Here is a 22,466-nt window from a genome sequence, read left to right on the forward strand (position 1 = left end):
GCCACCCCTGCCTGCCGGCAGGAAGGTTCGTAAAGACACCATCGGTGATGGAGTGATGGAGTGATGCGGTTACAACGACTGCAACTCACAAATCGGTCATAACGGTCTAAAGAAACGTTGACACTTCAAACACCCCTTCCGACAGCGCTGAAAGCGCTGCCACCTTCCCCTGGGAGGGGAAGGTGATCGTTTTTTAGTAATAAGATGTTGATGTTTGAACGAACCACCCCGCCCACGACAGGGTCGTGGCCACCCCTCCTTAGAAAGGAGGGGATAACTTCCTTCTTCTATATACATATGATCTATCGAAGTACGTTCTCCTCCCCCTGATCCAGGGGGGAGGCGCCCGAAGGGCGGAGGGGGTCTATTTCCTGGCAGATTGCCGCGTCGGCCTTCAGCCTCCCTGCCTATCGTCAGGCATGCTCACTTCACCCCCTATTACCCACTACTTGTTACCTGTAACATTCAGGCATAAAAAAACCCCTCACTATCGTGAAGGGCCTTATACTATATAATGATCCAATAACATCAATTCAATCCGAGCCCGCTTAGTGCAGCGTCTCCAAATCCAATATGATACCCTCTCCAAAAGAAACCTTCTCCTTTAAACTGCCAAACCACCTCTTTCTCCGGGGTTACCTCCCAATAACCAAAAGTCCCTACCGCAATAAGGGTATTCCCATTAGGCAAACGCTCTGCTCCGGAAACCTTGGCCGAATACATATCGGGATGACTATACTCCCAAACCACTAATGGCTCATTATCGGCATCGGGATCCAAAGCGAACACCTCCGGAAGATCCAACTCATAGACGACTGATGGTCCGCCGGTATGATTTCCATTCATATACACCAGCATATGATCTGTACCCGGAACAAACTTAGGCGAGTGGTTATTATAGAACAACCTCCCCCCTGCAACATTCCTATAAACAGAAGGATTCCCAAAACGATACACCAGGTCTCCGCCGTATCCCATATTACCACCTTCCGAACCCGCTGCCTCTTCGGTAGTTGTACTGTGATCGATCACCCATACTTCACTATAATAATTCACAGACATATATATAAGGTCATTCGCTTCATCATAGGCAAGTCCGTTGGCATGCATCAGATCTCCGTTATCCAGGTTGGAAGTCACCTCCTGATCCCAATAATTGATATCGATCTTTCTCGGCGACGCTGCAACCTCACCAAAATTACCTGCTTCAGGCATCGCATCCTGCACCAGGTGATCCCTGGAATCCCATCGCCACACGACCTCACTACTTACCGGGTCGATCTCCACCAGCGTTTCCGTATAGATATCGGGTTGTTCTCCGGCATACCCTATTGCTTTTGCATCCTCCAGCCCTGTTCGCTCCCACAGCATGGTAAGCACATTGCCATTTGGCAACATCACCACATCGTGATGCGCTATAAGATCGGCCGATTGCAGATCATAACGCCACAGCGCTTCATTATTCGTATCGATCATTTGCAGGATCCCGCCATATCCGCCGAAGTTAAAGTCGGGATCTTCAGCCCTCATCGAGATCAGCAACACACCATCATCCATTAGCTTGGCATCATTACCTAAATGATAAGGCAAAGTCCATTCATATGCAGAAGATCCATCGGCCTTATTCATCAGGTAAACACGGTTGGACCCGGGGTCATTCACCAAAACATACCCCTCCTGCCTTTGGGAAGCCACATCTACCAAAACTCCGATATCGTTGCCGGAATTATCATCATCTCCTTCATCTACAGGATCATCAACAGGCGGCACTTCGGTATCCGGTTCAGGATCCGTATGCAAATTATCATCGTTACTACAACTACCTGCTAAAAGCATAAGGACGGCAAACAACATTACAGGAAAATAGAATCGGGATCGGTTCATGAGATTCAACTAATTGATTTATAAGATTAATTGACTGTATTCAGGAGGACGGGCCTTAAACCCCATACCTCATGAAAGCAGCATCGAATTTCAATTTCTAAATATATCACAATATTAACATGAATACACCTTCATTTACCATACTATTTCATCGCACTGCTATTGTACGCCTTGCAACAGTCTATTATCTTTGCAAACCATATAATAACACATTTACATTACAATGATCAAGATCACATTACCAGATGGCTCAGTGAAGGAGTTCGAAAAGAACAGTACTCCTATGGATGTTGCACTGAGCATTAGCCAGGGGTTGGCTCGCAATGTTATTTCTGCAAGATACAATGGAAGAAAGGTTGAAGTAACCACCCCCATGACCACCGATGGTGATCTTACTCTTTATACTTTTAACGATGATGAGGGTAAAAAAGCCTTTTGGCACTCCACCTCTCACATTATGGCTCAGGCCTTTGAAGAATTATACCCCGGAATTAGCCTGACCATTGGTCCGGCGATCGACAACGGATTCTATTACGATATCGACTTTAAGGAACACAGTATTTCTGAGAAGGACTTCCCAAAGGTGGAAGCCCGCATGCTGGAGATCGCCCGCGGAAAGCACGACTTCAAACTACGAGAAGTAAGCAAGGCCGACGCCCTTGAGTTCTATAAAAAACAAAACAACCCCTTCAAGGTCGAACTTATTGAAAACCTTGAAGACGGAGATATCACTTTTTGCGATCACGACACCTTTACCGACCTTTGTCGCGGAGGACACATTCCGAATACCGGGATCGTAAAAGCGGTTAAACTATTATCTGTTGCAGGTGCTTACTGGAGAGGTGATGAGAACAAACCACAGCTCACCAGGGTTTACGGGATCTCCTTCCCAAAACAGAAAGACCTCAAGGAATACCTTGCTCTTTTAGAGGAAGCTAAAAAACGTGACCACAGAAAGCTCGGAAAAGAACTTGAACTTTTCACTTTTTCCCAAAAAGTAGGCCAGGGCCTCCCATTATGGCTCCCTAAAGGAGCTGCTTTAAGAGAGCGTCTGGAGAACTTTTTGAAGAAGGCTCAGAAGAAAGCCGGATACGAGCAAGTGGTATCGCCACATATCGGACAAAAAGACCTTTACGTTACTTCAGGCCACTATGCCAAGTACGGAGAAGACAGCTTTCAGCCCATTCATACTCCTAAGGAAGATGAGGAATTCCTGCTAAAGCCTATGAACTGTCCGCACCACTGTGAGATCTTCAATGCTCGTCCGTGGAGTTACAAAGAATTACCGAAGCGTTACGCCGAATTCGGTACTGTTTATCGTTATGAGCAAAGTGGAGAGCTACACGGACTTACACGTGTTCGCGGTTTCACCCAGGATGACGCTCACATTTTCTGTACTCCGGAACAGCTGGATGAAGAATTCAAAAAAGTGATCGACCTGGTACTTTACGTTTTCGGTTCTCTTGGATTTGAAAACTTTACCGCTCAGGTTTCATTGCGCGATCCTGAGAATCCTGATAAGTATATAGGAAGTGCAGATAACTGGGATAAAGCAGAAAATGCTATCATCAATGCTGCAAAAGAAAAGGGTCTTAACTACGTGATCGAAACCGGAGAAGCGGCCTTCTACGGACCAAAGCTTGACTTCATGGTTAAGGATGCTCTCGGAAGAAGCTGGCAGCTGGGTACCATTCAGGTAGACTACAACCTGCCTGAGCGTTTCGAACTGAGCTATATTGGTAGTGACGACAAACACCACCGTCCGGTAATGATCCACCGTGCCCCATTTGGAAGTATGGAGCGTTTTATCGCTATCTTATTGGAGCACACCGGAGGTAATTTCCCATTATGGCTCATGCCTGAACAAGCTATCATCCTGTCTATCAGTGAGAAATATGAAAATTATGCGGAAAAAGTTTTTAATTTATTAGAAAATAACGAAATTCGCGCCCTTGTTGATAACAGGAACGAGACTATCGGGAAGAAGATCCGGGAGGCTGAAATGAATAAGATCCCATACATGATCATTGTCGGGGAAAATGAAGAGAAAGAAGCCACTATCTCTGTTCGTAAGCACGGAGGTGAGGACCTTGGAGCCCTTAAGGTTGAAGACTTTGTCAATTTGATTAATTCAGAAATCAATCGTACATTAAAGTCGTTTTAAATTTAAGTTTAATTAAAATTTTTAAGCCATAGCAATTAAAAGATTCAGGCGCAACACGCCACGAAGAGAAATTAAGAACCCACATCGGACTAACAAAGAGATCCGTGTACCAGAAGTACGATTGGTAGGAGATAACGTTGAAATGGACGTGTATCCAACCAGGAAAGCTTTAGCCATGGCAGAAGAGCAGGGATTAGATCTTGTAGAGATCTCTCCCAACGCCAAACCTCCTGTTTGTAAGATCCTGGACTATAAAAAGTTCCTTTACGAGCAGAAGAAGAGGGAAAAAGCCATGAAGGCGAAAGCTTCGAAAGTTACCGTTAAGGAGATCCGTTTCGGACCTAATACGGACGACCACGATTATGAGTTTAAGAAAAAGCACGCCGAGAAATTCCTGAAAGAAGGTGCTAAGCTAAAAGCTTATGTATTCTTTAAAGGGCGTTCTATCGTGTATAAAGATAAGGGTGAGATCCTCCTTTTAAAACTGGCCTCCGAACTGGAAGAACTAGGTAAGGTGGAGCAAATGCCTAAATTGGAAGGAAAGCGTATGACCATGTTCATCGCTCCTAAAAAGACCAAATAAGGTCACCTTTCAAAGGAAAGAGTATAAGCGCGATTATAGATAAATCTTAGGAATTATGCCTAAAATGAAAACCAAATCCAGTGCCAAAAAGCGTTTTAAGCTTACCGGTACCGGGAAAATTAAAAGAAAGCACGCTTTTAAAAGTCACATCTTAACCAAGAAGTCTAAAAAGCGTAAGCTTGCACTTACTCATTCAACCCTTGTTCACAAGGCAGATGAGTCTAACATTAAGGAACAATTACGTTTGAAGTAACCGTTCCTTCGGTTCATTAAATTGTTTAACCCTGGAGTCAGGCCCAATTAAAAGTCTCAGATTTTCTGAGCGCCTGCTACAAAAAATTTAAAATTATGCCAAGATCAGTTAATTCTGTAGCTTCCAGAGCCCGTAGAAAAAAGGTAATGAAGCAAGCAAAAGGCTACTACGGTAGACGTAAAAACGTTTGGACAGTTGCCAAGAACGCGGTTGAAAAAGCTATGCTTTATGCATACAGAGACCGTAGAAACAAAAAGAGAACATTCAGAGCCCTTTGGATCACCCGTATTAACGCTGGTGCCAGATTGCACGGAATGTCTTATTCGCAATTCATGGGGAAAGTTAAAGCCAATGATATCGAGCTTAACCGTAAGGTTCTTGCCGACCTGGCTATGAACCACCCAGAAGCGTTCAAGGCGATCGTTGAGAAAGTAAAGTAAACGTTTAACAATATATTTTCGCGCTTATCAAAAAAGGTCCGGTTTTTCCGGACTTTTTTTTTGACCGTAATGAGTAAACGGCCATACGTAACAGGCTTAACAGAGGCAACAGAGGCAACAGAGGTAACAGGGGCAACAGAGGCAACAGAAATCAACGGTGATATCTCCCCACTTCCCCATTTCCCCTCTTCCCTACTTCCCTACTCCCCTACTTCCCTACTTCCCTACTTCCCTACTTCCCTACTTCCCTACTTCCCTACTTCCCTACTTCCCTACTTCCCTACTTCCCTACTTCCCTATTCCCTAAATACCCTCTCCCAAATAAAATAACACCACATTAACGCATTCTCTGACTTACCGCCCTATTTTTGCAATGAAAGAAATACACCCTATGGATCTAAGCAACGTCAAACTGGTGGTCACAGATATGGACGGTACCCTGCTCAACTCAAAAGGAGAAGTGAGCGACCGTTTCTTTGAGCTATACCGCCTCCTCAAGAACGATATTCATTTTGTAGCAGCCAGTGGCAGACAATACCACAGTATCAAACACAAGCTGGAGCCCATTTTTCGGGACATCACCATTGTCGCCGAAAACGGAGGGATGGCCAAAAGAGACCAGGAAGAACTTCTTTTTACGGGATTACCCGAATCGCACTTACACAGCATTATCGACAGGGCGCGTGAGATAGCACAAACAGAGATCATTCTCTGCGGTAAGAATGGCGCCTTTATTGAGAACGGCGATACATCATTCACCGATATCCTCAGGGAGTATTACCACGAGTTTCAAGTCACCAACGACCTGGCATCTGTAGATCCATCGGAGATCATCAAGGTCGCTCTGTACCACCACGAAGACTCCGAGGCGAATATCTTACCCAAAATAAAGATTCTGGAAGGCCAGCTACTGGTAAAGGTTTCCGGAAAACACTGGGTAGACATTTCTCATCCGGACGCGAACAAAGGCAAGGCCGTAAAACTCATCCAGGATCACATGCAAATTACCCCGGAAGAAACCATGGCTTTCGGTGATTACAATAATGACCTGGAAATGCTGGAATGCGCACACTACAGTTACGCCATGCAAAATGCGCACCCTAATGTAAAAGCTATGGCACGCTTTCAAACGGGAAGTAATGAAGATAACGGAGTAGAAAGTATTCTCGAACAACTGGTAGAGGCCAAAACAAACGCTTAGTTCAGATGCCTGCTACCCGGTTCGATCAAATTCCCTGAAGGGTTAGTACAAGCTTTCGAGAACCGCCGTGATCGCGATGCTCACAAAGATAGATACCCTGCCAGGTTCCCATATTCAACTTACCGCTCAACACAGGTATGGTAACCGACGTACCCAACAGGGCAGCCTTGATATGCGCCGGCATATCATCTGGTCCCTCATAGGTGTGAATATAATAGGGGGCATTTTCAGGAACCATCTTATTGAAGTGACTCTCAAAATCGGTCCGCACCTTTGGATCGGCATTTTCATTGATACATAAACTCGCCGAAGTGTGCTTAATAAACATATGCAACAATCCCGACACCACCTGGTCGAGCTCAGGGATTCCAGCTATCACCTCATCAGTGATCAGATGGAATCCTCTATTATAAGCCGGTAAAACAATTTCCTTCTGGATATTTTTCATCACTCTTCATTTTCTACAGCTTCCCCGAACATATGCTTTGCATAGGTATATCCCCCTTGCTCATACATATTCCTGAGCACCGGCATTCTCTTTTTAAAATCTTCAAAATCCTTTGCTTCTGCCCTGCTCCACAATACTTCCGATAGGGCGGCCATACGCGGCAGCACCATATACTCTACATAATCACCGTCTTTCATATATTCAGTCCATACATTACCCTGAGCACCCAGAACATATTTTGAAGCATCACCCGAAAGTTCCTCCGGCACTGGCTCGTAGCCATAAACGCTTTCTACGGTATTTAGACAACATATCGCATCCGGCTCCTGTGCAGGATCTGCCTGATAATGATCAAAATACAAAGGCGCTCCCGGAGTCATGATCACATTATGTCCCTGCTTGGCGGCTTCAATGCCTCCCTGTACACCTCTCCAGGACATCACCGTGGCATTAGGCGCTAGTCCGCCTTCAAGGATCTCATCCCATCCAATGATCTGACGGCCGTGCTTATTGAGATACTTTTCCATTCTGGTAATAAAATAACTCTGTAATTCATGGACATCTGCCAGTCCTTCCTGCTGCATTCTCAGTTTACAGTTTTCACAAATATCCCAATGCCCTTTTGGACATTCATCTCCTCCGATATGAATATAGGTAGACGGAAATAATTCTATTACCTCTTCCAATACACCTTCCAGGAACTCAAAGGTTGATTCTTTACCGGCACAATACACATCATCGGTAACTCCCCATTCTTCAAATACGACCTTCGGTGTACCTGAGGCCTGAACCTCAAGACTCTTTTCTGAGAGTATCCCGAGCTTAGGTGTTGTTGGTTTATCCGGAAAACAACTCAATTCCGGGTAGGCAGCAATGGCAGCACTACTATGACCGGGCATTTCAATTTCGGGTATCACCGTAATATGGCGATCGGCAGCATAGGCAACGATCTCCTTGATCTCTTCCTGTGTATAGAATCCGCCATATTCTTTATTATCATTCTCCGTCCACGGAAGTTTCCCCACTACAGTACCGTTTCGCCAGGCGCCCACTTCGGTGAGTTCAGGATACTTTTTGATCTCAATTCTCCATCCCTGGTCTTCTGTAAGGTGCCAGTGAAAGGTATTGAACTTATGCATCGCTAACAGGTCGATATAGCGTTTCACAAATGAAACCGGCTGAAAATGACGGGCTACATCCAGATGCATTCCACGATAAGAGAATCGTGGCGAATCATTGATGGTTACTGCCGGGATACTCGCAGAAGGGAGGTCGGTATGCGCCTCGGAAGTGTCCAGTAATTGCCTCAAGGTCTGGATCCCGTAGAATACCCCTTTGGCATCGGCACCGATCAGTACTACGGCATCGGCTTTTACTATTAATTCATAGCCACCTGATTTCATGGTATCGCCATCGTCGATCAATAACATTACCGGGCGCTTCCCAAATCCGGGAGACACTACCACTTCAGGTTGCATTCCCGAAGCGAATCCGGCCAATACCTCACTGAGGTGACCGGCCTCCTTACTTAATTCTTCGGCGGCAACAATAACAACCTCATCATCGACCAAAAACCTCCCATTTTCCGACATCAGTTTATCCGGAATTGGAATTACACTATAATCATCTTCAACATTTGCATAATCGGCGTAGGGCGAGGTACAGGAAATGATCGAAAAGCTTGCAACTAAAAGAAGTACAAACATTCGGTTCATGGGGATAGCTTTCATGAAATAGTTTTTTAAAGGCTTATGAATAGGGTAAATACCTCCTTAAATGTAAGGAAAAACATCACTTGAAAGCAAACTAAAGGGAACTAATAAAGGGAACAGTTTCAACGCGAAACAATTTAGTCCTCTGAACAGCAGTTAAAAACCAGAAATAATAGCCATCTACTATAAAAATCAGGTTTTTTGCTTTTTCTTTCTGGCTGCCGGGAAAAGCACATTATTAAGAATCAGTCGATAGCCGGGAGAAGTAGGGTGCAACTCCAGTTCGGTCTTCGGGTCTCCTACGCGATGCTGGTAGTCTTCGGGATCGTGACCACCGTAAAAGGTAAAGAAGCCTTTTCCCTTGATCCCGTGAATATATCTTGCCTCGCCGTTCACCTTATTTTCTGCCAACACCAGCACCGTAGGCTTAATGGTCGCAGGATCGTAACTGGTGGTTTGCCCCATGAATCCTTTGACCAGAGCCGTATGGTTCTGACATAACATGGTGGGTACGGGATCCCATTTGGCAGAAAACTCCATCAGGGTAAAATAATCGGTTTCCCTTTGCACCGTTGGGCGCTTTGCCGTCATGTCTATAGACGAGAATTCGTAGGCATTAGGATTGCGTTCCAGTAAAAAATTGGTAAAGGCAAAGGTCTTATTAAAGTCGATCTTATTTTGATAGCCCGCATCAGAGGGGTCCCCGTCGAACATAGGCTCACAAATATCGACACCCTCAGCTGCCAGTGCAATATCAAAACTATCGGTAGCCGAACACATCGCGAACATGAATCCGCCACCGATCACATAATCCCTGATCTTAAGGGCTACCGCCAGCTTCTCCTCAGAAACCTTATCATATCCGAGGGCAGCGGCCCGGTCTTCGGCATTGCGTTTATCTTCAATATACCAGGGAGCGGTGCGATAGGCCCCATAAAACTTCCCGAACTGTCCGGTAAAATCTTCATGGTGTAAATGCAACCAATCATAGAGCAGCAATTCATCACCCAGCACCTCCTCATCATATACTACGTCATAAGGGATCTCTGCATAGGTAAGCACCATGGTCACTGCATCGTCCCAGGGTTGATTTCCCTTAGGCGAATAGACTGCGATCTTGGGTGCTTTTTCGAGCACCACAGCATCCTGGTTGCGTCCGGGACTGCTTATTTCATTCAGTATTCCTGCAGCAGCACCATCAGAAAGCACCTCAAAACTCACCCCCCGTATCTGGCATTCCCTGCGAAATTGCTCCCGGTCGGGTAGCATAAACGCCCCTCCCCTGTAGTTCAGAAGCCATTTAACCTTGGTATTTTGCTGTAAAACCCAAAAGGTAATGCCATAAGCCTTTAAATGGTCTTCCTGTCCGTCGGCATCCATAGGGATCAGGATCTGTGAGGCCTGCACTGTTGCGAATGCCAGGAAAATGGCCAGGGTGAGTCCCCGCTTCAGAGAGGTGTAAAAAAAGACATGGTTACCTTCGTTAAAGAAAGTAACCACGCCTTTAAAAGTATTGTTAATCTGAATTATCGTTGTTCTAAAAACCTGCAGCCATGCCGTTGGGCATAGTGTTACAGACCTGTTTTTAGAAAGGTACGTCATCGTCTGGGTTAAAATCGTTATTCATTGAACTCCCGAAAGCCTCGTCTGCACTAGGCAGGTCATTAACTGAGAACGGGCTCTCATCACCGTCATTCATCTTAGACTGGAATTCGAACGGTGTATCGAACTCCTCTAAATTATCAAATTTACCTAGGTGTCCAAGGAATTTTAACCTAATATTTTCAAGTCCACCATTACGGTGCTTGGCTACAATGAATTCTCCCTGACCAGCTGTTGGGCTTCTTTCTTCATCATCCCACTCTTCGATCTTATAGTACTCCGGACGGTAAATGAAGGATACGATATCGGCATCCTGCTCGATCGCTCCGGATTCACGAAGGTCAGAAAGCAACGGTCTCTTACTACCACCCCTTGTTTCTACCGCACGTGAAAGCTGAGAAAGGGCGATCACCGGTACGTTCAATTCTTTTGCGAGGGCCTTAAGGTTACGCGAGATCATCGAGATCTCCTGCTCACGGTTACCTCCCTTTTGAGAACCTCCGGCTGTCATCAGCTGAAGGTAGTCGATCATGATCATTCGTATACCGTGCTGTGATGCCAGACGCCTGGCCTTTGCACGAAGGTCGAAGATCGAAAGCGACGGTGTATCATCAATAAACAACGGAGCGCTTTCCAGATTCTTCACCTTTACGTTAAGCTGCTCCCATTCGTGTTTCTCCAGTTTCCCGGTACGCAGTTTCTCCGAGGACAGTCCGGTTTCAGAAGAGATCAAACGCGTGATCAACTGTACCGAAGACATCTCCAGAGAGAAGAAAGCTACCGGCATATTGGCGTCCACCGCAATATTTCGGGCCATCGAAAGGGTAAGGGCGGTTTTACCCATACCAGGACGTGCTGCCACGATAATAAGGTCGGAAGGCTGCCATCCGGAAGTAAGCTTATCGAGCTTATCAAATCCGGTAGGAATACCACTGAGTCCCTCCTTATTCGAGATCTCTTCGATCTTTTTCTTTGCCTGCATCACCAAACTCTGGGCGGTTTCTGCAGACTTCTTGATGTTACCCTGGGTTACTTCGTAGAACTTCCCTTCGGCCTCATCAAGGAGGTCGAATACATCGGTAGTTTCGTCGTAGGCATCTTCGATGATCTCGTTGGAGATCTTGATCAGGCTACGCTGAATATATTTCTGCAGAATGATCCTTGCGTGGTATTCGATGTGAGCCGAAGACGACACTTTTTTAGTAAGCTGGATCAGGTAAAAGTCACCTCCTACTCGCTCCAGTTTTCCATTCTGCTTGAGTTTGGTCGAAACTGTTAATAAGTCGATAGGTTCTGACGATTCGAACAATTGTACGATCGATTCGAAGATATGCTGATGAGATTCTTTATAGAAAACCGAGGGGTTTAACATATCGATCACCTCATCGATCCCTTTCTTATCGATCATCATAGCTCCTAGCACAGCCTCCTCCAGATCTAATGCCTGCGGGGGGACTTTGCCTTTTTCCAGGTTAATAATGTTGGCTTTATCAACCTTCATTCCGGGGATCGGGTTCATTTTTTCCATAAACACGAAAGTACTTAATTGTAGAACATGTCGGTAAAAAACACAGCGCCGGTTTGTTCACCAAACTTCAACAATTACGTTGTTAATAACTTGATTTTCTTGTTAATAAAGGTAAAAAAAACCGAAGCTCTCACTTCGGTTTTTTAAGCTTTTCCTTTATCTAAAGGGTTACCCCTTAAACACACCCATTTCGGCGTATTTCTCCATACGCTTATGAACGAGGTCTTCGGGTGTTAACTTCTTTAATTCATCAAAAACCTTCACGATCTCTTTTTCAACAGTCTTGAAAGTAGAAACGCGATCGGCATGTGCACCTCCGAGAGGCTCTTTGATGATATCGTCTACCAGGTGAAGTTTTTTCATATCCTTTGCCGTAAGCTTGAGGGCTTCTGCAGCCTGCTCCTTGTATTCCCAGCTTCTCCACAGGATCGATGAACACGATTCCGGAGAAATTACAGAATACCAGGTATTTTCAAGCATAAGCACACGGTCTCCTACACCTATACCGAGGGCACCACCAGAGGCACCTTCACCGATAATAAGCACGATGATCGGCACTTTAAGACGAGTCATTTCAAGGATATTACGGGCAATCGCCTCTCCTTGTCCGCGTTCCTCAGCCTCGATACCGGGATATGCTCCGGGAGTATCGATAAGAGACACTACAGGAATACCGAATTTCTCGGCCATCTTCATCAAACGAAGTGCTTTACGGTACCCTTCAGGGTTCGCCATTCCGAAGTTACGGTATTGTCTGGTCTTGGTATTGTATCCTTTTTGCTGACCGATGAACATATAGGTTTGATCTCCGATCTTACCCAATCCGCCGATCATGGCCTTATCGTCTTTCACATTACGGTCTCCATGAAGTTCCAGGAAGGTATCTCCACAAAGGGCCTTGATATAATCAAGGGTGTAAGGACGCGAGGGGTGTCTTGAAAGCTGCACCCTTTGCCAGGCCGTAAGATTTCTATAGATATCTTTCTTGGTCTTTTCCAGTTTCTTTTCGATCTGCTTGCAGGTGTCTGTCACGTCAACTTCACTCTCTTCACCCAGCACTTTACATTTGTCTAGTTGCTCTTCGAGCTCTTTGATCGGTAACTCAAAATCTAAATACTCCATGAGTTGGTTTTGAAGGTTTCACAGGGCTACAAATATAAAACTTTATGTTATTCTGCCCCTTTTACTGTAGTTTTTCTTTTCAGCGAATTCTTAAGGATCCCGTTCGCCACTACCGTGCTTAAAATAACCAGGGCCCCGAAATAAAATCCGCTGCTCATTTCTTCTTTGGAACCCAATATAAAGAATGCCAGTAAAATACCATAAACAGGCTCCATATTAATGGTAAGCATGACGGTATAGGGACTTATGAACTTCATTACTTTAACCGAAGCGATAAACGCATAAGCCGTACACACACTGGCCAGAATGATCAGGAAGATCCAGTCGTTGGGTTGCAATTGAAAAAAGGAAGCGTCAAAGCGTCCTCTAGCCAATAGATAAATGGTTATAAACAGCACCCCACTTCCCAGCTCGTAGAACGAGACCACGGAAGGCCGAAACTGCTGTGCGAGGCGACCATTGATAAGCGAGAATACAGCCGAAAGCAAGGCCGAGATCAGCGCAAGAACGATCCCACCAACATACTGCGTCTCCACCCGGAAGATCACTGCAAGACCCGCTATAACGAGCAGGCCGAACAGGAATTCATACCAGATGAATTTTCGCTTATACCATATAGGTTCCAGAATAGCCGTAAAGAAGGCCCCGGTAGAGATCGTAGCCAGGGTCACCGACACATTCGACACCTTGATGGCCATAAAAAAGGTCACCCAATGCAGGGCAATAACCCCTCCTGCGATCACCATGGTCCAGAGGTACCTGCGCGGCACATGCATATCAAAGCGCTTCCAGGCAATGTAAAATGAGATAAATAAAACCGCAAGTCCCATGCGGTACCATACCAAAGGGATCGCATCAATGGAGATCAGTGCTCCTAATACGGCTGTAAACCCCCAAATGAACACGATGAAATGTAAATGGAGGTAATTCTTAAGCTTATCGTTTAGCATTCTGCAACAGGTAAAAGGCAATTACCGCAAAGATCATATTGGGAATAGCCACAGCAAGAAAAGGTGAAAAATTAGATTGTTCGGCCAAAATGGCAAACACCTTATCAAAGAAAATGAACACAAAGGCCAGGGTGATCCCGAGAGCCAGGTTTACGCCCATTCCTCCGCGGCGCTTCATAGAAGATACCGCTACCGCGATAATGGTGAGAATAAAAGCCGAAATAGGTAAACTCCAGCGTTTGTACTTTACCACCATATAGCGATTGATGTTCGGAGATCCTTTTTTACGCTCCTGTTCTATGAACTTATTGAGCTCAAAGAGGTTCTTGGTCTCCGCCACATACGACACAGGTGTAAGGTCGTCAAGGCTAAAATCGAATACCGTATCGTGTCGTGACTTCGATTCGAAGATATCATTTTCAGGTCCGACAATACGCTTCTTATACGACGCCAGGCGAAAAACACTATCATCTTCTACCCAACGTATACTGCTTGCCGAGATCTTGTATTCCAGTTCGGTACCGTCAAAATGCTCCAGGGTAAAGTTGTACCCCGTTTGCGTCACCGGCCTGAAACTACTCACATAAACGTATTCGTTATCGCTTATCTGGTTAAAGATATTATTGGTCTCCCGGTCCTTATCGCGGCCACCCTTGAGGTATTTGATACGAAAATCATTATATCCCTGGCTGGCTGCCGGAACGATGAACATACTCATCATAAAGGCGAACACAGCAATAATAGAAGCCCCGATAAAATAGGGTTTCAGGAAACGGGTAAAGGAGATCCCGGAGCTCAGGATCGCGATCACCTCGGTATTGTTAGCCAGTTTGGAGGTAAACCAAATGATCGATAAAAAGAGGAAGATCGGGAATAGCAAATTCGCGAAATAAAATGTAAAATCTATATAGTACTGAATGATCTCTCCCGTAGGCGCCTGGTTGGCGATCATCTTATCGACCTTTTCAGAAACGTCGACCATGATACCTATCGGGATAAACAGCAGGATCATGGTGAAGAAGGTAAGCAGGTACCTCTTAAGTATGTAACGATCTATTATCTTCAAAACTACAAACGCTTATCCATTTGCTTTACCATAGTGTTTTTCCACTGGTAAAAATCTCCCGCTAAGATATGTTTTCTGGCCTCACGAACCAACCACAAATAAAATCCGAGGTTGTGAATGGTAGCGATCTGTTTGCCCAGGTATTCGTTAGATGCGAACAGGTGACGCAGGTAGGCCTTGGTATAATAGGTATCCACATAGGTGATCCCCATTTCATCGATAGGAGAAAAATCGTCTTCCCACTTCTTGTTCTTGATATTTATGGTTCCATGAGCCGTAAACAACATCCCGTTACGGGCGTTACGAGTTGGCATCACGCAGTCGAACATATCGACCCCAAGGGCAATGTTCTCGAGGATATTGATCGGTGTACCTACACCCATAAGGTAGCGGGGCTTATCTTCCGGAAGGATCTCACAAACCACATCGGTCATGGCATACATTTCTTCTGCAGGCTCCCCAACCGACAATCCGCCAATGGCATTACCAAAAGCACCGGCATTGGCAATATACTCGGCCGATTGCTTTCTCAGGTCCTTATAGGTAGATCCCTGCACGATCGGAAACAGGGTTTGCTCGTAACCGTATTTAGGAGGGGTCTCCTCAAAACGCTTGATACAACGATCGAGCCAGCGATGGGTCATGTACATACTGCGCTTGGCGTAGTGGTAATCGCACGGATACGGGGTACACTCATCGAAAGCCATAATAATATCGGCCCCGATGGTGCGCTGGATATCCATCACATTTTCCGGAGTAAAAAAGTGGTAAGAGCCGTCGATATGACTTTTGAACTTGACCCCTTCTTCTTTGATCTTTCTGTTGGCAGAGAGTGAATACACCTGGTATCCCCCGCTATCGGTAAGGATATTTCGGTCCCAGTTCATAAACTTATGCAACCCACCGGCCTTTTCCAGGATATCGGTCTTAGGCCTGAGGTACAGGTGATAGGTATTTCCCAGGATAATATCCGGATTAATATCGTCTGTAAGTTCGCGCTGATGCACCCCTTTTACGGTTCCGGCGGTACCCACAGGCATGAATATCGGGGTTTCAATGGTTCCGTGATCGGTGGTGAGCTTACCTGCCCTGGCCCGGGATCCCGGATCGTTTGCTTCGAGTTTAAACTGCATAAAAAAATGTTGGGTGGCAAAGATAATCAACTATTCGGCTAAGTTTCCAATAACGACCCGAAAATGCAGGTGATTAGTCGTTTAAAAAAGTATAAAGGTTTGCTTTGTCAGGGTGAAGTAATCGACTATTTTTGCCCAAAATAACTATTACTGTATTCAAATGCCAGACACACAACACTTAAAGGATTTAGCAACCCAGGTTCGCCGGGACATTGTTAGAATGGTTCACAAGGTTAACTCAGGGCACCCGGGAGGATCACTGGGATGTACAGAGTTTTTTGTGGCACTTTACAATGAGGTGATGGAGCTCCATGAAGGGTTCGACATGGACGGAAACGGAGAAGATGTATTCTTCCTTTCTAACGGTCACATCTCACCTGTTTATTACAGCGTATTGGCCCGCAGAGGATATTTCCCTGTAGACGAACTCAACACGTTCAGGCTTATCAACTCAAGACTGCAGGGGCACCCTACCACTCACGAAGGACTTCCGGGAGTACGCATTGCCAGCGGATCGCTCGGACAAGGAATGTCTGTAGCCCTTGGTGCTGCACTGGCTAAAAAACTCAATAACGACAACCACCTTATCTACAGCTTACACGGAGACGGAGAGCTGCAGGAAGGTCAGAACTGGGAGGCGATCATGTATGCTGCTGCCAATAAAGTAGACAACATCATTGCCACCGTAGACTACAACAAACAGCAAATTGACGGATCTACAGACGATGTACTTCCACTAGGTGACCTTCGCGCGAAGTTCGAAGCCTTTGGATGGGATGTTCTGGAGATCGAAGAAGGTAACGATATCGAAGCGGTGATCGCCGGACTTAAAGAGGCGAAGGCCATGACCGGAAAAGGAAAGCCTGTCGCAGTACTCATGCACACGGTTATGGGTAACGGAGTAGATTTTATGATGCACACCCACGCGTGGCACGGAAAAGCTCCTAACGACGACCAACTGGCTATTGCTCTTGAGCAAAACCCGGAAACCCTTGGCGATTACTAAACTTATTTAACCTCTGTAAAGAGACTAATCGATACGACATTACCGATGAAAAAATATACATACGAAAAGAAAATAGATACAAGAAGCGGATTCGGAGCCGGATTGGCCGAGTTAGGAAGAACCAACGATAAGGTTGTTGCCCTTTGTGCCGACCTTACCGGATCGCTTAAAATGGACGAATTCAAAAACGAAAATCCTGAGCGTTTTTTCCAGGCCGGTATTGCTGAAGCCAATATGATCGGACTCGCTGCCGGACTTACCATTGGCGGAAAGATCCCATTCACAGGAACATTCGCTAACTTCTCTACCGGAAGGGTATACGACCAGATCCGTCAGAGTGTTGCCTACTCAGGCAAGAACGTGAAGATCTGTGCTTCTCACGCCGGACTCACTCTTGGAGAAGATGGGGCTACCCACCAGATCCTGGAAGATATCGGACTCATGAAAATGCTTCCGGGCATGACCGTGATCAACACCTGTGATTACAACCAGACCAAGGCGGCAACCATCGCTATCGCCGAGCACGACGGACCCGTTTATCTGCGTTTCGGACGCCCTGCTGTACCTAACTTTACTTCAGAAGACCAGAAATTCGAGATCGGGAAAGCCGTAATGCTTAACGAGGGTACCGATGTGACCATCGTAGCTACCGGGCACCTGGTTTGGGAGGCTATCGAAGCCGGAGAAAAATTGGCTGAAGAAGGAATCTCTGCAGAGATCATCAACATTCACACCATCAAACCTCTTGACGAGGAAGCCATCCTGAAGTCTGTTGCTAAGACCGGATGTGTGGTTACTGCTGAAGAGCACAACTACCTTGGCGGACTCGGAGAGAGCGTAGCAAGAACACTGAGCATGAACAATCCTGCACCTCAGGAATTTGTAGCCACTATGGATACATTTGGAGAGAGCGGAACTCCTGCTCAGCTTATGGAAAAATACGGCTTAAACAGCGCCAGCATTGTTGAAAAAGCTAAAAAAGTAATGGCGAGAAAGTAATATTTCTGCAGTTTTCGGGTTTATATTAGCAACGCATAATCCCAAACTGCAAGAAATGAAAAAGTTTGTATTACTTATTTGCCTAATGGCCGGAATAACCGCCTTTGCACAATCCAATTCAGGATATGGTGTTAAAGGCGGTTTTAATTTTAACAGCTCGGGAGATCTCGACCTGGGCGACATCAACCTGAGTGCCGATACCCAAACTGGGTTTCACCTGGGTGTCTGGGGAAAGTTCGGAGAAAACATCTACCTGCGCCCTGAGCTCGTTTACACCAAGATCAATTCCAAGTACGAGGGAAGAAGCTTTAGCAGTGATTTTGAAATGCAAAAGCTCGACCTTCCTGTATTGGTAGGGATCAAGATCCTGGGACCGATCAATCTTTTCGGAGGACCATCCCTTCAGTACGTACTCAATTCTGACCTTAATGATGTGGATTACAGGGATGTGGAGAACGACTTCACCGTAGGCCTGCAATTTGGTGTAGGCGTAGACCTCGGAGATCGCCTGGGGGTAGACCTGCGCTACGAAAGAGGCCTTGGAAGTAATGAGGCAGAGTTTGCCGATGATATCCTGGGCACCGGAAGGGTAGATACCCGACCAAGCCAATTTATTCTGAGCTTAGCACTGAAGCTCTAAACACAAGAACACACCAATAAAAAAAGATCCCGGGGTTTCCGGGATCTTTTTTTATACACTATCGCTGCAGCGATTAATTGTTGTCAATAGTTGGATAATCAGGGTCCAGGTAATCGGGAGTCCCGTCATTATTGTGATCATCCGGAATACCGTCGCCATCCTTGTCGTATTCGTATTCAGTAAGCACCCCATCCCCGTCATCATCAGGATCAATATAATTAGGAGTACCATCACCATCGGTGTCGTCGTTTCTTGGATCACCATCGCCATCTACATCTTCAAGATGCGAAGGAACGGTATCGGCTAACGGGAAAGACTGTGTTCCCTGAAGGATCCTATCCTGATCTTCATCCTCAACAGCGTAAGTGTCGATCTTAAAGATAAGCGGACTATAGGCAGGAATAGCCGACTGACTCACATTGAAATACCCAAGTCCTGAAGGCATGAATACAGCTCCAATTCCATAATCCTGGTTCCATGTAATAGTCCCATCGGGATTATCTACAAAACCGGTTCCTATACTTAGTTCAGACAATAATCGGTTGAACCCTTCCACATAAGACCCTCTGCCTACCAATTCAAAGTCTTCTATAGCTACTCCAAGAGTTGCTCCAAACGATGGCGTATAGCTTTCATCAAAGATCTCCCCATTAAGCAAGCTACCTTCGTAATCGAACAATACGGCATGCCCAAGTTTAACATCCTCTCCTACGCCTTCTCTGGCTACGAGCACGTAGAGGTTATGAGGCACGTCTTCAAAGTCGTACACCCTGGTCTCCACCTGGTCGATCAATGGGATCACACTCCCCCTGTTGGCATCGGTAATGGTATCGAACTTGATCTGGTAGTCAAAATCGGCTGGAGGATTCTGGAAATCGGCATAGTTATAATAATGCGTCCTCAGGTATTCCTGAAGCAGGGCATCATCTTCTAAATACACCTCTCCGGCATCGCGTGGCGGCTCGATATCTCCACCTCCGTCATCATCGTTATTACAACCTATACCAAGCAGTGCAATAGCGAGCACCGGGAACAATCTTCTAAATTTCATCATTTGGGCCATTTAAGTGCGCAAGATAGTATTTTCCTGTATTTTTGCTGAAGGCTTAACAAAAAATTTAACCCGTAATGCGTATCGATAAGTTCCTGTGGAGCACCCGATATTTTAAAACCCGAAACCAAGCCTCTGAGGCCTGTAAAAAAGGGCATATCAGAGTAAATGATGCCGTGGTCAAACCTTCCAGAGACGTGTATCCGGGCGACAAGCTCATCGTGCGAAAGAACCAGGTGAATTACGAGCTGTTGGTACTCGACCTCCCAACAAGCAGGGTGGGTGCCAAACTGGTGGATATCTATCGTAAAGACACCACCCCAAAAGAGGCTTTCGAACACTCCGATCTGCTCAAATATTCTAAAGATTACTACCGTAAAAAAGGAACCGGCCGCCCTACCAAAAAGGACCGCAGGGATATTGACGATTATTTAGATGAAGGGGAGGTGAGCCCATGACACTCAGTGCAGACTTCTGGGAAAACCGCTACCGCAACTGTCAGACTGGTTGGGATATTGGCTATGCGTCTGAAGCCATTACCCACTATGCCGGTCAATTGCCACGTAAAGACCTGAAGATACTGATCCCCGGGGCGGGGAACGCCTACGAGGCCGCATGGTTGCATGAAAAAGGGTTTCAGGATGTCACCATTATAGACATCGCTCCCACCCCTATTCAGAACTTCCGGGAACGCATGCCCGGATTCCCTGAAGAACACCTGGTCAATGCCGATTTCTTCGAACATCAGGAGCACTACGACCTCATTCTGGAGCAAACCTTTTTCTGTGCGTTACTACCGGAACAACGGCCCGATTATGTTCGTAAAATGCATGAACTACTCAAACCCGGCGGAAAATTAGTGGGGGTTTTGTTCAACTTCCCCAATACAGGAGAGGGACCACCATTCGGGGGTAGCGAGGCCGAATACCGCAGCTTGTTCGAGCCCTGGTTTCACAAACGTGTTTTGGCTCCTTGTTATAATTCGATCAAACCGCGTCAGGGTAATGAACTCTTTTTTATCTTTGAAAAAAAACAGGAATGAAGGTCACCGGAAACAAAATTCTCAACCATATAGAGATCGCCCATAAAACAAGGCGTATCGCTTACCAGATATACGAAACCTTTAGTGAGGAAAAAGAGGTCGTTCTTGCCGGGATCCCCAAAGGAGGCCTGGAGCTCGCCAAGAGGCTGCAATCTGAACTGGAAGAGATCTCCGACATAAAACCTATTCTTTGTGAGGTACACATCAATAAGGAAGAACTGCTTAGTGAGATCACCACATCAATCGATGCTGCAGACTACGAGAATAAGGCCCTTATCCTGGTAGACGATGTACTCAATTCGGGAGGCACCCTGATCTACGCGGTTAGACACTTTTTAAATGTCCCGCTCAGGAAGTTCAAAACGGTCGTACTGGTAGACCGCAACCACAAGCGCTACCCCATTAAAGCCGACTTCAAGGGAATTTCACTTTCCACCTCCTTGCAGGAGCATGTAGAAGTAGACTTTAACGGGAAAGACGACGGGGTGTACCTTACATAAGCGCTCGCAAACGGGCAACCACCTCTTCGGTAGATAACTCATCTACATCGATCTTTACCGGCGCCTGCAGGTAAAAGAAATTACGTTCAAAAAGGTGTTTACGAACAAACTCCTCCAGGTCGCTATCGGGGAGATGACTTATTATAGGACGATGAGACTTCCCGGCCATTAAACGCTTTGTCAGGGTATCGATCTTCGCCTTCAGGTACACCACTTTGGCGTCTGATTCAAGCAACAATTGCATATTATCTCCAAAGCAAGGGGTGCCACCACCAAGCGCAATGACCGCATTTGGTTTCGATTGTAGCAGCTCCTGAAGATACATTCGCTCTTTTTTACGGAAATAGACCTCTCCCTTCTGCTGAAAGATCTCTGTGATTGTTTTTTGCTCTTTTTCTTCTATAAAATCATCAAAATCAATAAATTGCACTTTCAAAAGCTCAGCCAACTCCTTTCCGGCGGTTGACTTTCCACTCCCCATATAACCCAATAATACGATCATACTTTTGTTTTAAATAGTTCGAAATCATCCCCTTAAAACAGGGGCCTAAAAAAAAGACAAATTTATATGAATTTCGGCTTGATAAATAAATAATTGGTTTTATATTTGCACCCGCCTACGAGATAGTAGGGAGGCTCTTATAAAGCTTAAATAATGACTCGATAGCTCAGTTGGTAGAGCACAACACTTTTAATGTTGGGGTCCTGGGTTCGAGCCCCAGTCGGGTCACTATTTTATTGTTAACACGATCAGCAATTTTATTGCTGGTTCAGACTCGATAGCTCAGTTGGTAGAGCACAACACTTTTAATGTTGGGGTCCTGGGTTCGAGCCCCAGTCGGGTCACTAAAAGTTAAGCGTAAGCTTGGCTTTTTTCATTTAGTCTACATGCTCACGTGGTGGAATTGGTAGACACGCTATCTTGAGGGGGTAGTGTCCGTATGGACGTGGAAGTTCGAATCTTCTCGTGAGCACAAGATCCCGGTTGCCTTCGGCAACCGGGATTTTTTGTTTTCGGGCGTCACCAGCTCGCTGGTGTAAGACAGGAAACAAAAAATCCCGAAGCACTGCGCTAGCAGTGCCGGGATCTTGGGTAAAGCCACCCCTTTTGATCACCGAGCAAAGCGAGGTAATCTTCTGCA

22 protein-coding genes and 3 tRNA genes are annotated in these 22,466 nt (G+C 45.9%); 14 read left to right on the forward strand and 11 right to left on the reverse strand.

Features of this window, described 5'->3' with window-relative positions; translation table 11 throughout:
- Positions 1–528 precede the first annotated feature (528 nt).
- Positions 529–1,884: an aryl-sulfate sulfotransferase gene (locus IS446_RS06805; RefSeq protein WP_203059264.1), complete on the reverse strand. Its 1,356-nt coding sequence runs from the start codon at positions 1,882–1,884 to the stop codon at positions 529–531.
- Between the two features lie 223 nt (positions 1,885–2,107).
- Between IS446_RS06805 and thrS the strand changes: the two genes are divergently transcribed.
- The 5 genes from thrS to IS446_RS06830 all read left to right on the forward strand — a co-directional run bounded on the left by thrS (position 2,108) and on the right by IS446_RS06830 (position 6,525).
- Positions 2,108–4,048, forward strand: a complete 1,941-nt coding sequence (gene thrS / locus IS446_RS06810; protein WP_203059265.1) for a threonine--tRNA ligase — start codon at positions 2,108–2,110, stop codon at positions 4,046–4,048.
- A 70-nt stretch (positions 4,049–4,118) separates the two neighbouring features.
- Entirely contained in the window at positions 4,119–4,631 is a 513-nt protein-coding gene (infC, locus tag IS446_RS06815) for a translation initiation factor IF-3 (RefSeq protein WP_317192188.1), read from the forward strand.
- A 55-nt stretch (positions 4,632–4,686) separates the two neighbouring features.
- Positions 4,687–4,884, forward strand: coding sequence for a 50S ribosomal protein L35 (gene rpmI / locus IS446_RS06820; RefSeq protein ID WP_136337172.1), 198 nt, complete (start codon positions 4,687–4,689; stop codon positions 4,882–4,884).
- Between the two features lie 95 nt (positions 4,885–4,979).
- Positions 4,980–5,324, forward strand: coding sequence for a 50S ribosomal protein L20 (gene rplT / locus IS446_RS06825; RefSeq protein WP_203059266.1), 345 nt, complete (start codon positions 4,980–4,982; stop codon positions 5,322–5,324).
- A gap of 373 nt (positions 5,325–5,697) precedes the next feature.
- Positions 5,698–6,525 (forward strand): HAD family hydrolase, encoded by an 828-nt coding sequence (locus IS446_RS06830; protein WP_235996433.1) that lies wholly within the window; start codon positions 5,698–5,700, stop codon positions 6,523–6,525.
- A 25-nt stretch (positions 6,526–6,550) separates the two neighbouring features.
- On the opposite strand, the gene IS446_RS06835 is transcribed toward IS446_RS06830, so the two are convergent.
- The 8 genes from IS446_RS06835 to tgt all read right to left on the reverse strand — a co-directional run bounded on the left by IS446_RS06835 (position 6,551) and on the right by tgt (position 16,086).
- A complete protein-coding gene (locus tag IS446_RS06835) occupies positions 6,551–6,973 on the reverse strand; it encodes a secondary thiamine-phosphate synthase enzyme YjbQ (protein WP_203059267.1) in 423 nt (140 codons plus the stop codon).
- Positions 6,973–8,703 carry a beta-N-acetylhexosaminidase gene (locus IS446_RS06840; protein ID WP_235996434.1) on the reverse strand — a complete coding sequence of 577 codons (1,731 nt, stop codon included), beginning with the start codon at positions 8,701–8,703 and terminating at the stop codon, positions 6,973–6,975. Before IS446_RS06840 ends, IS446_RS06835 begins: the two co-directional genes overlap by 1 nt.
- Before the next feature lie 174 nt (positions 8,704–8,877).
- The gene (locus IS446_RS06845) at positions 8,878–10,287 is read right to left on the reverse strand and encodes an asparagine synthetase B (protein WP_235996435.1); all 1,410 of its coding nucleotides are present in this window, start codon (positions 10,285–10,287) and stop codon (positions 8,878–8,880) included.
- Positions 10,271–11,815, reverse strand: coding sequence for a replicative DNA helicase (dnaB, locus tag IS446_RS06850; protein WP_203059268.1), 1,545 nt, complete (start codon positions 11,813–11,815; stop codon positions 10,271–10,273). The genes IS446_RS06845 and dnaB overlap by 17 nt, the downstream gene beginning before the upstream one ends.
- Before the next feature lie 168 nt (positions 11,816–11,983).
- Positions 11,984–12,937: an acetyl-CoA carboxylase carboxyltransferase subunit alpha gene (locus tag IS446_RS06855; protein WP_203059269.1), complete on the reverse strand. Its 954-nt coding sequence runs from the start codon at positions 12,935–12,937 to the stop codon at positions 11,984–11,986.
- A gap of 47 nt (positions 12,938–12,984) precedes the next feature.
- Positions 12,985–13,887: a DMT family transporter gene (locus IS446_RS06860; RefSeq protein WP_203059270.1), complete on the reverse strand. Its 903-nt coding sequence runs from the start codon at positions 13,885–13,887 to the stop codon at positions 12,985–12,987.
- Positions 13,874–14,953: an LptF/LptG family permease gene (locus tag IS446_RS06865; RefSeq protein ID WP_203059271.1), complete on the reverse strand. Its 1,080-nt coding sequence runs from the start codon at positions 14,951–14,953 to the stop codon at positions 13,874–13,876. Before IS446_RS06865 ends, IS446_RS06860 begins: the two co-directional genes overlap by 14 nt.
- A 2-nt stretch (positions 14,954–14,955) precedes the next feature.
- Positions 14,956–16,086 (reverse strand): tRNA guanosine(34) transglycosylase Tgt, encoded by a 1,131-nt coding sequence (gene tgt, locus IS446_RS06870; RefSeq protein WP_203059272.1) that lies wholly within the window; start codon positions 16,084–16,086, stop codon positions 14,956–14,958.
- A 160-nt stretch (positions 16,087–16,246) separates the two neighbouring features.
- Between tgt and IS446_RS06875 the strand changes: the two genes are divergently transcribed.
- Genes IS446_RS06875 through IS446_RS06885 form a run of 3 tightly spaced genes read left to right on the forward strand, consistent with a single transcriptional unit; the run spans position 16,247 to position 18,731 of the window.
- Positions 16,247–17,092 carry a transketolase gene (locus IS446_RS06875; protein ID WP_203059273.1) on the forward strand — a complete coding sequence of 282 codons (846 nt, stop codon included), beginning with the start codon at positions 16,247–16,249 and terminating at the stop codon, positions 17,090–17,092.
- A 45-nt stretch (positions 17,093–17,137) separates the two neighbouring features.
- The gene (locus tag IS446_RS06880; protein ID WP_203059274.1) at positions 17,138–18,091 is read left to right on the forward strand and encodes a transketolase family protein; all 954 of its coding nucleotides are present in this window, start codon (positions 17,138–17,140) and stop codon (positions 18,089–18,091) included.
- A 55-nt stretch (positions 18,092–18,146) separates the two neighbouring features.
- On the forward strand, positions 18,147–18,731 hold the full coding sequence (locus IS446_RS06885) for a porin family protein (protein WP_203059275.1): 585 nt from the start codon (positions 18,147–18,149) through the stop codon (positions 18,729–18,731).
- 73 nt (positions 18,732–18,804) lie between these two features.
- Here the strand turns inward: IS446_RS06885 and IS446_RS06890 are convergent, their stop codons facing one another.
- Positions 18,805–19,785 carry an FKBP-type peptidyl-prolyl cis-trans isomerase gene (locus IS446_RS06890; protein WP_235996436.1) on the reverse strand — a complete coding sequence of 327 codons (981 nt, stop codon included), beginning with the start codon at positions 19,783–19,785 and terminating at the stop codon, positions 18,805–18,807.
- Between the two features lie 74 nt (positions 19,786–19,859).
- Here IS446_RS06890 and IS446_RS06895 point away from each other — a divergent pair, with 74 nt between their 5' ends.
- From IS446_RS06895 to IS446_RS06905, 3 genes are read left to right on the forward strand one after another with little or no spacing between them, the layout of a single operon-like run.
- A complete protein-coding gene (locus IS446_RS06895) occupies positions 19,860–20,240 on the forward strand; it encodes an RNA-binding S4 domain-containing protein (RefSeq protein WP_203059276.1) in 381 nt (126 codons plus the stop codon).
- A complete protein-coding gene (locus IS446_RS06900) occupies positions 20,237–20,824 on the forward strand; it encodes a methyltransferase (RefSeq protein WP_203059277.1) in 588 nt (195 codons plus the stop codon). The genes IS446_RS06895 and IS446_RS06900 overlap by 4 nt, the downstream gene beginning before the upstream one ends.
- A complete protein-coding gene (locus IS446_RS06905) occupies positions 20,821–21,324 on the forward strand; it encodes a phosphoribosyltransferase family protein (protein WP_203059278.1) in 504 nt (167 codons plus the stop codon). Before IS446_RS06900 ends, IS446_RS06905 begins: the two co-directional genes overlap by 4 nt.
- On the opposite strand, the gene IS446_RS06910 is transcribed toward IS446_RS06905, so the two are convergent.
- The gene (locus tag IS446_RS06910; protein WP_203059279.1) at positions 21,317–21,826 is read right to left on the reverse strand and encodes a shikimate kinase; all 510 of its coding nucleotides are present in this window, start codon (positions 21,824–21,826) and stop codon (positions 21,317–21,319) included. The genes IS446_RS06905 and IS446_RS06910 overlap by 8 nt on opposite strands.
- Positions 21,827–21,981: 155 nt before the next feature.
- On the opposite strand from IS446_RS06910, the gene IS446_RS06915 reads away from it, so the two are divergent.
- The 3 genes from IS446_RS06915 to IS446_RS06925 all read left to right on the forward strand — a co-directional run bounded on the left by IS446_RS06915 (position 21,982) and on the right by IS446_RS06925 (position 22,298).
- A tRNA-Lys gene (locus IS446_RS06915) sits at positions 21,982–22,054 on the forward strand.
- 43 nt (positions 22,055–22,097) lie between these two features.
- A tRNA-Lys gene (locus IS446_RS06920) sits at positions 22,098–22,170 on the forward strand.
- A 44-nt stretch (positions 22,171–22,214) separates the two neighbouring features.
- Positions 22,215–22,298 (forward strand) — tRNA-Leu (locus IS446_RS06925).
- The last annotated feature ends 168 nt before the right edge of the window (positions 22,299–22,466 follow it).

Source organism: Robertkochia sediminum (assembly GCF_016786255.1).
Taxonomy (GTDB): domain Bacteria; phylum Bacteroidota; class Bacteroidia; order Flavobacteriales; family Flavobacteriaceae; genus Robertkochia; species Robertkochia sediminum.

What these genes read in the sequence shown, in the direction of transcription:
- dnaB (WP_203059268.1), bottom strand. Translation starts at nt 11,815, where the DNA reads ATGGAAAAAATGAACCCGATCCCCGGAATGAAGGTTGATAAAGCCAAC.
- IS446_RS06905 (WP_203059278.1), top strand. Translation starts at nt 20,821, where the DNA reads ATGAAGGTCACCGGAAACAAAATTCTCAACCATATAGAGATCGCCCAT.
- thrS (WP_203059265.1), top strand. Translation starts at nt 2,108, where the DNA reads ATGATCAAGATCACATTACCAGATGGCTCAGTGAAGGAGTTCGAAAAG.
- IS446_RS06840 (WP_235996434.1), bottom strand. Translation starts at nt 8,703, where the DNA reads ATGAAAGCTATCCCCATGAACCGAATGTTTGTACTTCTTTTAGTTGCA.
- IS446_RS06910 (WP_203059279.1), bottom strand. Translation starts at nt 21,826, where the DNA reads ATGATCGTATTATTGGGTTATATGGGGAGTGGAAAGTCAACCGCCGGA.
- IS446_RS06845 (WP_235996435.1), bottom strand. Translation starts at nt 10,287, where the DNA reads ATGACGTACCTTTCTAAAAACAGGTCTGTAACACTATGCCCAACGGCA.
- IS446_RS06805 (WP_203059264.1), bottom strand. Translation starts at nt 1,884, where the DNA reads ATGAACCGATCCCGATTCTATTTTCCTGTAATGTTGTTTGCCGTCCTT.
- IS446_RS06855 (WP_203059269.1), bottom strand. Translation starts at nt 12,937, where the DNA reads ATGGAGTATTTAGATTTTGAGTTACCGATCAAAGAGCTCGAAGAGCAA.
- tgt (WP_203059272.1), bottom strand. Translation starts at nt 16,086, where the DNA reads ATGCAGTTTAAACTCGAAGCAAACGATCCGGGATCCCGGGCCAGGGCA.
- IS446_RS06875 (WP_203059273.1), top strand. Translation starts at nt 16,247, where the DNA reads ATGCCAGACACACAACACTTAAAGGATTTAGCAACCCAGGTTCGCCGG.
- IS446_RS06860 (WP_203059270.1), bottom strand. Translation starts at nt 13,887, where the DNA reads ATGCTAAACGATAAGCTTAAGAATTACCTCCATTTACATTTCATCGTG.
- IS446_RS06900 (WP_203059277.1), top strand. Translation starts at nt 20,237, where the DNA reads ATGACACTCAGTGCAGACTTCTGGGAAAACCGCTACCGCAACTGTCAG.
- IS446_RS06890 (WP_235996436.1), bottom strand. Translation starts at nt 19,785, where the DNA reads ATGATGAAATTTAGAAGATTGTTCCCGGTGCTCGCTATTGCACTGCTT.
- rpmI (WP_136337172.1), top strand. Translation starts at nt 4,687, where the DNA reads ATGCCTAAAATGAAAACCAAATCCAGTGCCAAAAAGCGTTTTAAGCTT.
- rplT (WP_203059266.1), top strand. Translation starts at nt 4,980, where the DNA reads ATGCCAAGATCAGTTAATTCTGTAGCTTCCAGAGCCCGTAGAAAAAAG.
- IS446_RS06895 (WP_203059276.1), top strand. Translation starts at nt 19,860, where the DNA reads ATGCGTATCGATAAGTTCCTGTGGAGCACCCGATATTTTAAAACCCGA.
- IS446_RS06880 (WP_203059274.1), top strand. Translation starts at nt 17,138, where the DNA reads ATGAAAAAATATACATACGAAAAGAAAATAGATACAAGAAGCGGATTC.
- IS446_RS06830 (WP_235996433.1), top strand. Translation starts at nt 5,698, where the DNA reads ATGAAAGAAATACACCCTATGGATCTAAGCAACGTCAAACTGGTGGTC.
- IS446_RS06835 (WP_203059267.1), bottom strand. Translation starts at nt 6,973, where the DNA reads ATGAAAAATATCCAGAAGGAAATTGTTTTACCGGCTTATAATAGAGGA.
- IS446_RS06885 (WP_203059275.1), top strand. Translation starts at nt 18,147, where the DNA reads ATGAAAAAGTTTGTATTACTTATTTGCCTAATGGCCGGAATAACCGCC.